This is a genomic window from Rhodobacter sp. 4.3.4 (assembly GCF_058724655.1).
Map to the genome: position 1 here is coordinate 3,148,031 of NZ_CM178967.1, position 12,587 is coordinate 3,160,617.

Below are 12,587 nucleotides of genomic sequence, written 5' to 3' on the forward strand. Positions count from 1 at the left end.
ACTGTTGGCCGGCCGTACGGGATAGATGCGGGCAGATAGCCGCGCGCGCCGGAATTGGCAAGCGAAAACGGTCCCGCGGCCGGGAAAGGCGCGGAACCGGGCGCAGGGTCATTCCGGGTCGGTGCGGTAGATCAGTCTTTCGTCGCAGGGCGCCACGCGCAGGATGTTCGTCGTGCCCTGCACGTTGAAGGGCACCCCGGCGATGACGATGATCTGATGGCTTTCATCGGCAAAGCCGTAGTCGCGCGCGGCCCGGGCGGCATTGACCACGGCTTCCTTGAAGCGGCTGACTTCCTCGCAGCGCACCGCATGCACGCCCCAGTTCAGGCAGAGCTTGCGCAGCGTCTGGGTGATCGGCGAGAGCGCGATCACCGGCACGCGGGGCCGTTCGCGGCACACCAGCGCCACGGTCTTGCCCGACTGGGTATAGCAGCAGATCGCGGAAACATCGGTGGTTTCGGCAATCTCGCGCGCGGCGGCGACGATGCCATCGGCAACGGTCTGCCGCGCGGCCGAGCGCGACGCCTCGATGATGTCGCGATAGGTGGGGTCACTTTCGACCGAGCGGGCGACGGCGTTCATCGTCTGCACCGCCTCGACCGGATAGCGCCCGGCGGCGGATTCGGCCGAAAGCATGATCGCATCGGCACCTTCATAGATCGCGGTGGCGACGTCCGAGATTTCCGCCCGTGTCGGCATCGGGCTTTCGATCATGCTTTCCAGCATCTGCGTCGCCACGATCACCGGCTTCGCCGCGGCGCGGCATTTGCGGATCAGCCGCTTCTGGATCGGCGGCACGGATTCGACCGGCAGCTCCACCCCCAGATCGCCGCGCGCGACCATGATCCCGTCCGAGACCTTGAGGATCTCGTCGAAGGCGCGTTCGGCCTGCGGTTTCTCGATTTTTGAGAGCACCTGCGCCCGGCCACGGGCCAGCGCCTTCGCCTCGATCACGTCCTCGGGGCGCTGCACGAAGCTCAGCGCCAGCCAGTCGGCGCCCAGATCGCAGGCGAATTCCAGATCGGTGCGATCCTTTTCCGACAGCGCCGCCAGCGGCAGCACCACATCGGGCACGTTCACGCCCTTGCGGTTCGAAATCGTGCCGCCCACCGTAACGACGCACTCAGCGAAATCCGCGCCGCAGGCGGTGACGCGCAGGCGGATCTTGCCGTCATTGACCAAAAGCCGGGCACCCACTTCCAGCGCGGCGAAAATCTCGGGATGCGGCAGGCAGACCCGGTGGCCATCGCCCTCGGTCGGATCAAGGTCGAAGCGGAAGGTCTCGCCCTCCTCCAGATCGGCGGCGCCAAAGGCGAAGGTGCCGACGCGCAGCTTCGGCCCCTGCAGATCGGCCAGCACCGCGACCGGACGGCCGGTGTCGGCCTCGATCTGGCGGATGATGTCGTAGCGGGCCTTGTGGTCGGCATGGGTGCCGTGGCTCATGTTCAGGCGGAACATGTCGGCCCCGGCCTCGAACAGGGCGCGGATGGTCTTGTAATCGGAAGATGCGGGGCCAAGCGTGGCCACGATCTTGACATTGCGAAGGCGTCTCATGCGTCCTCGGGCGTTGATGTTGCAGTCATTTCGTGGGCCGTTTCCAGCTATGGCGCAAAATGTCGCGCGGGGCAACTGGAACACCGGGCCCCGCTGACGTAAATCTGTTGTGAACGACAAAGGCAAAGAAACCATGACCGAAGCCTGTCACATTCATGGCGAAACCCGCCCCGGGCGCTGGCTGATCACCGTCGATCACGCCACCAACCGGGTGCCCGGCTGGGTGGCGGGCGGCGATCTCGGCATCGCCCCCGAGGACATGACCCGTCACATCGCCTGGGACCCCGGCGCGCTCGAGGTCGCCCGGCATCTGGCAGAGGCGCTCGACAGCCCGCTGATCTGGTCGGATTTCTCGCGGCTTGTCATCGATCCGAACCGCGGCGAGGACGACCCGACGCTGGTGATGCAGCTTTATGACGGCACGATCATTCCCGCCAACCGCCACATCCCGCCCCCCGCGGTGGCGGAGCGGCTGGACCGGCTTTACCGCCCCTATCACGCCGCGCTGGCGCGGCTGGCGGCGCGGCGGACGGATACGGTGATCTGCGCGATCCATTCCTTTACCCCCTGCCTGCGCGGACGTGCCCCCCGGCCCTGGCAGGTGGGCGTGCTGCATTCGCCGCGCGACACCCGCCTGGCGCTGCCGCTGATTGCCGGGCTGCGCGCCGCGGGGCTTTGCGTCGGCGACAACGAACCCTATGCGGGCCATCTGCGCGGCGACAGCATCGACCGGCACGCGCTCGACACCGGGCGGCAGAACGTGCTGATCGAGCTGCGCAACGACCTGATCGCAAACGAATCGGGGCAAGCGCATTGGGCCGGGATACTGGCGCCGATCCTGGCAGAGGCCCTGAAGGCCGCCGAAACAGTCACCCCCTGATCACGGCATTGTTTCCGCCGAAAGCGTCAATTCCCCGCAGACCTGTCGCTTTGGTTGCCCCTGCCAAGGGGCGGTGCTAGCGACTTCTTAACGGATTTTGAAATCAGGTCAGGAGCGCAGTCTTGGGCAGTCTCATTCTTCTTTCACTTTTCCCGGCGCTTCTTGTCGGCATGGCCATGAATGCGCAGGATGACGACGATGACGGCGACGACACTGCCGCGAACAAGATCTTTGGCGACGCGAAGGCGAACGAGATCGACGGCACGGACGGCAGGGACTTTATCGACGGCGGTCATGGCAATGACACGATTGATGGCGGCGGCGGCAACGACACCCTGCGCGGCAATCTTGGCGCCGACGAGCTGACCGATTTCTTCGGCGCGAATACGCTGCACGGCGGGTATGGCAACGACTATCTGACCGCGCTGGATCTCAAGCGCGGGGCCTCTGACCTGCTGGATGGCGGCGCCAACAACGACACGCTGCTGGGCGATGACGGCGACACCCTGCTGGGCGGCGACGGCACCGACATGTTCCGCGCCTATTGGACGCCGGGCAGCACCGCCCTGACGCTGAGCGATTTCAAACCTGCTGCGGGCGAGAAATTCGAGATCGAGATCGATGACGCGGTGAGCGACAAAACCGATTTCCACCTTGAGGCGGTCAAAGGCGGGGTGAACCTGATCCTCGACGGCGAGACCGTGGCCTGGTTCGAGGGCGGCGACATCACCGCGCTGGCCCCCGCGGTGACGCTGACCCAGACCGACAGCGACACCAGCCTGCATCCGAAGATCCCCGGCGAGACCGTGACCGGCACCGCGGGAGCCGACGATCTCAAGGGCACGGCGGCCGAGGATACGCTCAGCGGGCTGGCCGGGAACGACACCCTGTCCGGTCTGGCGGGGGCCGACTCGCTCTCGGGCGGCGCGGGCAATGACACGCTTGACGGCGGCGCCGACAATGACCTGCTGGCGGGCGAGGACGGGGCCGACTCGCTGTCGGGCGGCACGGGCAACGACACGCTTGACGGCGGCGCCGACAATGACACCCTGACCGGCGGTGACGGCGCCGACCGCCTTGCGGGCGGGGCGGGCAATGACACCCTGACCGGCGGTGACGGCGCCGACCGCCTTGCGGGCGGGGCGGGCAATGACGCGCTCGACGGCGGCGCCGGGAAAGACAGCCTTGACGGCGGCGCGGGCGATGACGCGCTTGCGGCGGGGTCGGGCGACGTGATGACCGGCGGCGCCGGGCGCGATTCCTTCGAGATCACCTGGCAGCCGGGCGACGCACCGCTGAAGCTGACCGATTACGGCAACATCACCGGCGCGGCGGCGGGAAGCTTCGAGACGGTGCTGATCCGCGACGACGCCTTCACCGCTGGCATGGAATTCCGGCTCGACACCATCGCGGGCGGCGTGGCGGCGATCGTCGATGGCAAGACCGTGGCCGAGTTCCCGGGCGCCGATCTGCAGACCCTGTCCGACCACCTGACGCTGCAAGACGCCGCGGGCAAGAGCCACACGCCGGATCTGCCCGCGCGCGAAATCCACGGCACCGACGCGGCCGACAGCCTGACCGGCACCGCTGCCGACGAGGCGTTCTACGCCCATCTGGGCGCGGATACGGTGAAGGCTGGCGCGGGCAATGACACCGTCTCGGGCGGCTACGGGGCCGACGAGCTTCGCGGCCAGGACGGCAATGACAGCCTTCTGGGCGGCGGGCAGAATGACAGTCTTTACGGCGGCGACGGCAACGATTCGCTGCTGGGCGAAGACGGCGACGACCGGCTGAACGACCTGAGCGGCGCGGATCTGCTGGATGGCGGCGCGGGCAACGATCTGCTGATCGGCGACGACGATCCCGCCTCCACGGCCGCCGATACGCTGCTGGGCGGGGCGGGCGATGACACGCTGATCGGCGATCTGGCCGACACGATGACCGGCGGCGCGGGGGCGGATGTCTTCACCACCGGCCTTACCACGACCGGCACCCCCGCACCCGAGCTTGTCGTGGTGACCGATTTCACCGCCGGCACCGACCGTCTGGTGCTGGACGACGTGCCCGCGGATGCGGTGATCAGCGTCGTCGATCGCGGCACCGGGGCGGTGGTCCTGGTCAATGGCGCGGATGCCTTCCAGCTGCAGGGCGTCGCCGCCAGCGCCGTCACGCTCGACATGATCACCGTCAACCGCGTCACGGCAGGCTGACGACCGGCCGATCCCCTTGCAAGGCCCCGCTCCGGCGGGGCCTTTTGCTGTCGGGATGCAGGCCGCGGATCACCGGTTGCGCCCGGGCAACCTGATCGCGCGGGACATCGAAAGCCCCTCCCCGTCGCCTCTCCGGTTTCGCCCGCCGCAGAGGGGCGGACCGGCCGGACAAACGAAAAAGCCCCGGACCGCACTGGCCCGGGGCTTCTCATCTCAGAGACTGCGACGGCTCAGATCGCCGCCTTGCGCCCTTCTTCCAGATAGATTTCGCGCAGACGCTTCGACACCGGGCCGACGGCACCGCCGTTCAGCGCCACGCCGTCTACTTCGACCACCGGCATCACGAAGGCCGAAGCCGAGGTGAAAAACGCCTCGTCGGCGGCCTGGGCTTCGGCGATGGTGAAGGGGCGTTCCTCGATCTCCATCTGCGCCTCGGCGGCATATTTCAAAAGCGAGGCCCGGGTGATGCCGTGCAGGATGTCGTTCGACAGCTGCCGGGTGATGATCTTGCCGCCCTTGACGATATAGACGTTGTTCGACGAGCCCTCGGTCACGAAACCGTCCTCGACGAACCAGGCGTCATGCTTGCCCGCGGCTTCGGCGGCCATCTTCGCCATCGACGGGTAAAGCAGCTGCACCGTCTTGATGTCGCGGCGATGCCAGCGCAGATCCGGGATCGAGATCACCTTGATGCCGGTCTTCGCCTTCGGATCATCGGCCAGACCCGGCTTCGACTGGGTGTAAAGCACGATCGTCGGCGGCGTGCCCGCGGGCGGGAAGTGGAAATCGCGGTCGCCCGCATTGCCGCGGCTGACCTGCAGATAGATCATGCCATCGACCAGATTGTTGCGCGCGATCAGCTGGCGGTGGATTTCCCGCCATTCCTCGCGGCTCAGGTTGCCGGTCATCTGCAGCTCCGCCATCGAGCGGGAAAGCCGGGCCAGATGGCCTTCGAATTCCAGGATCTTGCCCTCCAGAACCGAGGTCACTTCGTAAACGGCATCGCCCATCACGAAGCCACGGTCAAAGATCGAGACCTTGGCCTCTTCCTCGGGCAGATACTCGCCATTCAGGTAAACGGTGCGGCTCATGCGCATTCCTCCTCAGCCCCAGAGCCCCGGCTCGGGGGGATAAACCTTGCCGTCCGCATAAGTCAGCGGGCTTTCGCGGTCTTGGGCCAGAAGCAACGGCCCGTCAAGATCGACATAGGCCGCAGCCTGCGCCACAAGGGTCGCGGGCGCCATCGCCAGCGACGATCCGACCATGCAGCCGACCATCACGCCATAGCCCTCGGCCAAGGCCGCTTGCCGCAAGGCCAGCGCCTCGGTCAGCCCGCCGGTCTTGTCGAGCTTGATGTTCACAAGATCGTATTTGCCCTTCAGATGCGACAGCGACTTGCGGTCATGGCAGCTTTCATCGGCACAGACCGGCACCGGACGCGCCAGACCGATCAGCGCCTCGTCATCGATCGCGGGCAGGGGCTGCTCGACCATGGCGACGCCCAGCCGCAAGAGATGCGGAGCAAGATCGGCATAGACCTCGGCCGACCAGCCCTCGTTCGCATCGACGACGATCACCGATTTCGGCGCCCCCGCCCGCACGGCTTCAAGCCGCGGCATGTCATCGGGGGTGCCAAGCTTGATCTTCAGGATCGGCCGATGCGCGTTCTTCGCGGCCGCGGCCCGCATCTGCTCGGGCTCGGCGAGCGAGAGCGTGTAACAGGTGATCTCCGGCCCGGGGGCGGAAAGCCCGGCCAGCTCCCAGACCCGTTTGCCCGCGGCTTTCGCCTCCAGATCCCACAGCGCGCAATCCACCGCATTGCGCGCCGCCCCGGGCGGCAGGGCGTCATACAGCGCCGCGCGGGTGATCCCCTCGGGCAGGCCCTCGATCTGCGCCGTCACGCTGTCCAGACTTTCGCCATAGCGCGCATAGGGCACGCATTCGCCCCAGCCGGTCACGCCATTGCGGCTGATCCGCACCGTCAGCACCTTCGCCTCGGTCCGCGAGCCGCGCGAGATGGTGAACACCTCGGCCAAACGAAACACATCCGCGGAAACGGAAATCATTTCCCGCCCTTTCATCTTGCCCCAAATATCCCCGCCGGAGGCTCCTGCCCCCGGCACAGGCGCCACGCTCTCAGATCGCGGCGAGCGCGTCCACCAGCTTCGTCGCGCCGAAGCGGAAGGGATCGGTGGTGGGCAGACCCATCTCGGCCTCGACCTTGGCCAAATAGGCGCGGGCCTCGGCCTCGGGCATGTTTTGCGTGTTGATCGAGATGCCGACGACCTGGCAGGCCGGGTTCGCGACCTTGGCCACCTGCAGCGCCAGATCGCGCAGGGCGTCCAGACCGGGCAGCTGATAGCCCGGCAGGCCGCGCATATGCGCCCGGGTCGGTTCGTGGCAGAGCACCAGCGCATCGGGCTGACCGCCATGCACCAGCGCCATCGTCACGCCGGAATAGCTGACGTGGAACAGGCTGCCCTGCCCCTCGATCAGATCCCAGTGATCGGCGTCATTGTCGGGCGTCAGCCATTCCACCGCCCCCGCCATGAAATCGGCAATCACCGCATCGAGCGGCACGCCGTCGCCGGTGATCAGGATGCCGGTCTGCCCGGTCGCCCGGAACGTCGCCTTCATCCCCCGCGCCCGCATCTCTTTCTCCATGCAGAGCGCGGTATACATCTTGCCGACCGAGCAATCGGTGCCCACGGCCAGCATCCGCTTGCCGGTCCGCTTCACGCCATTGGCGATCGGATAGTCCACCGTCGGCACCCGCACATCATGCAGCTGCCGCCCGCAGGCCTTGGCCACGGCCACAAGGTCTTCCTCGTCGCAAAGCAGGTTGTGCAGCCCCGAGGCGAGGTCGAACCCCTCCTCCAGCGCCATGATCAGCACCTTCTTCCAGGCCTGCGAGATCACGCCGCCCCGGTTCGCCACGCCGATCACCAGCGTCTTGCAGCCCGCGGCCTTGGCGGTGGCCAGGTTCATCTCCGGCAGGCCCAGATCGGCGTTGCAGCCCTCCATCCGGTACTGGCCGATGGCATATTCCGGCCGCCAGTCCTTGATGCCCTGCGCCACTTTCGCGGCCAGCTGGTCAGGCGCATCGCCAAGGAACAAAAGATAGGGGGTTTCGATCAGCGACATGGGAACCTCGGCAGGTTGGAAAGGGTTTCGCAAGGTATGACGCGACAGCGCCCGGATTTTCTTGGAAAGATACGGCGGAACCGCAGCAACTCTACAACTTTCTTGCGCAATCTTGCGATTTGACCGCAGTTTCTTCCAGCTTTTCCCCGCGCCGCAAAATTCATCACCCTTTGACCCGGATGCTGCAGGCGCAGAAATTTCTTGCACGCCGCAGCGCAACATTATATCGAAAACGCAACGCATCCCGTAACTTCATTGCCGAGAGACAGATGAGCTTCCGCACCCAGCCCCCTGCCCCCGCCCGCCTCAACCGCTGCCAGCTGTTCGGGCCGGGTTCGCGTCCGGCGATCTTTGAAAAGATGGCGCAATCGGCGGCCGATGTGATCAACCTCGACCTGGAAGACTCGGTCGCGCCCGATGACAAGCCGCAGGCGCGGCGCAACATCATCGAGGCCTCGCACAACATCGACTGGGGCAACAAATACCTTTCAGTGCGGATCAACGGCCTCGACACGCCCTATTGGTATCGCGACGTGGTCGAGCTGCTGGAAGACGGGTCCGAACGCATCGACCAGATCATGATCCCGAAAGTGGGCTGCGCCGCCGACGTTTACGCCGTCGATGCGCTGGTGACGGCCATCGAGGCCGCCAAGGGCCGGAAGAAACGCATTTCGCTGGAAGTGATCATCGAATCGGCCGCGGGCATCGCCCATGTCGAAGAGATCGCGGCCTCCAGCCCCCGCCTGCAGGCGATGAGCCTTGGCGCGGCGGATTTCGCCGCCTCGATGGGCATGGCCACCACCGGCATCGGCGGCACGCAGGAAAACTACTATATGCTGCATGCGGGCGTGAAACATTGGTCGGACCCGTGGCACTGGGCGCAGGCCGCCATCGTCGCCGCCTGCCGCACCCATGGCATCCTGCCGGTCGACGGCCCGTTCGGCGATTTCTCGGATGACGAGGGCTTCCGGGCCCAGGCTTTGCGCTCGGCAACGCTCGGCATGGTCGGCAAATGGGCGATCCACCCGAAACAGGTCGCCTTGGCGAACGAGGTCTTCACCCCCTCGGAGGCCGCCGTGGCCGAAGCGCGCGAGATTCTGGCCGCAATGGAAAAGGCCAAGGCCGAGGGCGCCGGCGCCACCGTCTACAAGGGGCGGCTGGTCGATATCGCCTCGATCCGGCAGGCGGAAGTGATTGTCAGACAGGCGGAAATGGCTAAGGTCTGAGCACCGTGTAAACGATTCGTGACCGAATCGATTCGGATCCCGGAGCGGTAGGGAGGGGAGGCCCGGCTGCATGAGGGAACAGGAACGCCCCGGACCCGCGCCGGGGCGTTTCCCCATTGCGATCCCCACCTCCCCCGCGGCACTCTGCCCGGTTTTCCCTGCGTCAGTTGCAAATCCCGGCCCGCGCGGTCATATAGGCCACGACTGCGTTACGGAGGCTTCGATGACGACCTATCTCGAGTTCGAAAAGCCGCTCGCCGAGATCGAGGGCAAGGCCGAGGAACTGCGGGCGCTGGCCCGGGCGAATTCGGGGATGGATGTCGAAAAGGAAGCGGCCGCGCTTGACAAGAAGGCGGCGCAACTGCTGAGCGACCTTTACAAGGATCTGACGCCCTGGCGCAAATGCCAGGTGGCGCGGCATCCCGACCGGCCGCATTGCCGCGACTATATCTACGAGCTTTTCACCGAATACACGCCGCTGGCGGGGGATCGCAACTTTGCCGACGATCATGCGGTGATGGGGGGCCTCGCGCGGTTCGACGATCAGCCGGTGGTGGTGATCGGCCATGAAAAGGGCCACGACACCGCCTCGCGCATCGTGCACAATTTCGGCATGGCCCGCCCCGAGGGCTATCGCAAGGCGATCCGGCTGATGGACATGGCCGACCGCTTCGGCCTGCCGGTGATCACGCTTGTCGACACCCCCGGCGCCTATCCGGGCAAGGGCGCCGAGGAGCGCGGTCAGGCCGAGGCCATCGCGCGCTCGACCGAAAAATGCCTCTGCCTTGGCGTGCCGCTGATTTCGGTGATCATCGGCGAGGGCGGCTCGGGCGGGGCCGTGGCCTTTGCCACCGCCGACCGCATCGCCATGCTCGAACATTCGGTCTATTCGGTGATCTCGCCCGAGGGCTGCGCCTCGATCCTGTGGAAAGACGCCGAGAAGATGCGCGAAGCCGCCGAGGCGCTGCGGCTGACGGCGCAGGATCTGAAGAAACTGGGCGTGATCGACCGGATCATCGCCGAACCCTTGGGCGGGGCGCAGCGCGACCGCAAGAAGACGATTGCGAGCGTCGGCGCCGAGATCGGCAAGATGCTGGCGGATCTGAAGGGCAAGACCCGCGCCGAGATTCTGGCGGCACGGCGCAAGAAATTCATCGACATGGGCTCGAAGGGTCTGGCGGCATAACGCCCTGACCTTGCGACATGAAAAAGGGCGGCTCAGGCCGCCCTTTGCTTTGCGGGGTCGCTGATCCCTCAGCCGATCTTCAGCCCGGCCTCGGCCATCAGCTTGTCCGAGGCGGTCTCGATCTGCGTCTCGATCAGCTTCATGTAGTCGCCCATCGGCAGGCCGGGCGCGATCGGCGGCAGGAATTCCACCACCGCCAGACCGGGCTTGCGCAGCACGGCATGGCGCGGCCAGAACACGCCGACATTCGTCGCCGCAGGCACGCAGGGCAGGCCCAGCTCATTGTAAAGCGCCCCGGCGCCGATCTTGTAGGGCTTCTTCGCCCCGGCCGCGACGCGGGTGCCCTGGGCAAAGATCACCAGCTGACCGCCCGCGAAACGGGCATCCCTGGCCTGTTGCAGCATCCCCTTGATCGCCGCGCCACGCTTGCCGCGATCAACCGGCACACAGCCGATCATCCAGGCATACCAGCCGACGAAGGGGGTCCAGACCAGCTCTTTCTTCATGATGAACTTGCCGCGCGGGATCGCCGCATAGATCATCAGGATGTCGAAGAAGCTTTGATGCTTGGCGGCAATCAGCACGTCGCCTGTCGGGATTTCGCCGCGATATTCGGTCTTGATGCCGACCATCCAGCCCGCGGTCCAGCACACCCATTTGCAATAGGCCCGGCAGACATGGATGGCGGCAGAGCGCCCGCCGATCAGCGCATAGGGCAGCCCGACAACGGCATAGACCGCCAGCATCACATACATCTGTGCGATGAACAGAACCGAACGAATGTATTGCCAAACGATCATCAGCGAATTCCCCTGAGCATGCGCAGCGCCGCGGCGCGGGTGGCGCCAAAGGCCACTAGCGCAGCCAGCCCCGGCAATGCAAGCGGCCAAAGCCAGCCCCAGCCGGTGAAGCCAAGCCCGGTCAGGAAGCCGCCCGCCGCATCGGCCGCGGGCAGCGCCGCCACCGCCGCCATGCCCAGGGCCGTGCCGATCCCGGCACCGGCCAGCGCGCGCATGGTGAAACGACGCACGAAAGCCCCGGCGATGAAGGCATCCTGCGCCCCCACCAGCCGCAGCGTGCGGATCACCTGACCATTCGCCGCGAGCGCCGCCTGTGCGGCCAGCGTGATCATCCCCGCCATCGCGCCGCCGATCAGAACCAGCGAGAGCCAGCCCAGAAGCCGCAAGCGCCCGGCCGCGGCGATCAGCGGCTTGCGCCAGCGGGTGTGGTCATCAAGCACCGCCCCGGGCGCCTCGGCCGCCAGCCGCAGCCGCAGCCCCTCGGCATCGATGCCCTGCCCGGTCTCGGTCAGCTCGACCAGCTTCGGCAAGGGCAGCGTATCGACCGGCAGATCCGGCCCGAACCAGGGGTCGAGCAGCTTGCGCATCTCGCCCTCGTCCATGGCGCGGTAGCTGGCGACGCCGGGCGTCGTTTCCAGCGTCTCGAGCACCGCGCGCAGCTGTGTCTCCATCTGATCGGGCGGCGCCGAAATGCGGATCGTGGCCGAGCGCGCCAGCGCCTCGGACCAGCGATCGGCGAGCCGCCCCGAAGCCAGCGACAGGGCCAGCGCGAAGACCGCCAGAAAGGCCATCGCCGCCGAGGTCAGCACGGTCAGATTGGCGGTGAAGCCGGTGGGCGGCACCACCCGGTCGGCGGTCGACAGTTCAGAGCCGAAAGGATTGAACCGCATCACAGATCCGCCCCCGCCAGTTGCAGCCGCCGGTTCGCGATCCGCAGCACCCGCGCCGAGACCTGCGCCTTGGCCTGCCGGATCAGGTTCAGATCATGCGTCGCGATCAGCACGGTCTTGCCCAGCTTGTTCAGCTCCATCAGCAACGACAACAGCCGCAGCGACATTTCCCAATCGAGGTTGCCGGTAGGCTCGTCAGCCAGAATCACCTCGGGCGAGGTGATGATCGCCCGCGCCAGGGCCGCCCTTTGCCGCTCGCCGCCCGAAAGCTGCGGCGGCAGCGCATTCATCTGCGCCTTCAGCCCGACCCAGGACAGCAGCTCGACCAGTTCCCTCCCGTCGATCGGCCGCCCGGACACCGTCAGCGGCAGCGCGACATTCTCCGCCACCGAGAGGTGATCGAGAAACTGGCAGTCCTGATGCACGACACCGATGCGCTGGCGCATCCGGGCGATGTCGTCACGCCCCATCGTGCGGGCGTCCTGACCGTAAAGCCCCATGAACCCCGAAGAGGGCAGCAGCTCGGCATAGCACAGTTTCAGAAACGTCGTCTTGCCCGCGCCCGAAGGCCCGGTCAGGAAGTGAAACGACCCCGGCACCAGCTTCAGCGTCATCTCCGCCAGCAGCTCGGTTCCGCCATAGCCCACGGCGACATCCTGCAATTCGATCACTGCGCGGCCCCTCCCCTGTTGCCACC

Annotated in this window: 11 protein-coding genes; 4 read left to right on the forward strand and 7 right to left on the reverse strand. The window is 66.5% G+C overall.

Annotated elements, in window-relative coordinates; translation table 11 throughout:
• Window positions 1-108 precede the first annotated feature (108 nt).
• Window positions 109-1,554 (reverse strand): pyruvate kinase, encoded by a 1,446-nt coding sequence (gene pyk, locus AC4PTB_RS15590; protein WP_492190781.1) that lies wholly within the window; start codon window positions 1,552-1,554, stop codon window positions 109-111.
• A 133-nt stretch (window positions 1,555-1,687) separates the two neighbouring features.
• Here pyk and AC4PTB_RS15595 point away from each other — a divergent pair, with 133 nt between their 5' ends.
• Together AC4PTB_RS15595 and AC4PTB_RS15600 are read left to right on the forward strand one after the other, a co-directional pair.
• Complete coding sequence (locus AC4PTB_RS15595) at window positions 1,688-2,434, forward strand: N-formylglutamate amidohydrolase (RefSeq protein ID WP_492190782.1); 747 nt, start codon at window positions 1,688-1,690, stop codon at window positions 2,432-2,434.
• A gap of 122 nt (window positions 2,435-2,556) precedes the next feature.
• Entirely contained in the window at window positions 2,557-4,644 is a 2,088-nt protein-coding gene (locus tag AC4PTB_RS15600) for a calcium-binding protein (protein WP_492190783.1), read from the forward strand.
• Window positions 4,645-4,874: 230 nt separating this feature from the next.
• Here the strand turns inward: AC4PTB_RS15600 and AC4PTB_RS15605 are convergent, their stop codons facing one another.
• The 3 genes from AC4PTB_RS15605 to dgcN all read right to left on the reverse strand — a co-directional run bounded on the left by AC4PTB_RS15605 (window position 4,875) and on the right by dgcN (window position 7,782).
• A complete protein-coding gene (locus AC4PTB_RS15605) occupies window positions 4,875-5,735 on the reverse strand; it encodes a D-amino-acid transaminase (protein WP_492190784.1) in 861 nt (286 codons plus the stop codon).
• A 12-nt stretch (window positions 5,736-5,747) separates the two neighbouring features.
• A complete protein-coding gene (gene dgcA / locus AC4PTB_RS15610; RefSeq protein WP_492190785.1) occupies window positions 5,748-6,710 on the reverse strand; it encodes an N-acetyl-D-Glu racemase DgcA in 963 nt (320 codons plus the stop codon).
• Window positions 6,711-6,780: 70 nt separating this feature from the next.
• A complete protein-coding gene (gene dgcN / locus AC4PTB_RS15615) occupies window positions 6,781-7,782 on the reverse strand; it encodes an N-acetyltransferase DgcN (RefSeq protein ID WP_492192648.1) in 1,002 nt (333 codons plus the stop codon).
• A gap of 275 nt (window positions 7,783-8,057) precedes the next feature.
• On the opposite strand from dgcN, the gene AC4PTB_RS15620 reads away from it, so the two are divergent.
• Window positions 8,058-9,014, forward strand: coding sequence for an L-malyl-CoA/beta-methylmalyl-CoA lyase (locus AC4PTB_RS15620; protein ID WP_492190786.1), 957 nt, complete (start codon window positions 8,058-8,060; stop codon window positions 9,012-9,014).
• 223 nt (window positions 9,015-9,237) lie between these two features.
• Window positions 9,238-10,200, forward strand: coding sequence for an acetyl-CoA carboxylase carboxyltransferase subunit alpha (locus tag AC4PTB_RS15625; protein WP_492190787.1), 963 nt, complete (start codon window positions 9,238-9,240; stop codon window positions 10,198-10,200).
• Between the two features lie 68 nt (window positions 10,201-10,268).
• Here the strand turns inward: AC4PTB_RS15625 and AC4PTB_RS15630 are convergent, their stop codons facing one another.
• The 3 genes from AC4PTB_RS15630 to AC4PTB_RS15640 are packed head-to-tail and all read right to left on the reverse strand — an operon-like array spanning window position 10,269 to window position 12,561.
• Window positions 10,269-11,000, reverse strand: coding sequence for a lysophospholipid acyltransferase family protein (locus AC4PTB_RS15630; RefSeq protein WP_492190788.1), 732 nt, complete (start codon window positions 10,998-11,000; stop codon window positions 10,269-10,271).
• Window positions 11,000-11,890 (reverse strand): cell division protein FtsX, encoded by an 891-nt coding sequence (locus AC4PTB_RS15635; protein ID WP_492190789.1) that lies wholly within the window; start codon window positions 11,888-11,890, stop codon window positions 11,000-11,002. Before AC4PTB_RS15635 ends, AC4PTB_RS15630 begins: the two co-directional genes overlap by 1 nt.
• Window positions 11,890-12,561 carry a cell division ATP-binding protein FtsE gene (locus AC4PTB_RS15640; protein WP_492190790.1) on the reverse strand — a complete coding sequence of 224 codons (672 nt, stop codon included), beginning with the start codon at window positions 12,559-12,561 and terminating at the stop codon, window positions 11,890-11,892. The genes AC4PTB_RS15635 and AC4PTB_RS15640 overlap by 1 nt, the downstream gene beginning before the upstream one ends.
• Window positions 12,562-12,587: the final 26 nt, after the last annotated feature.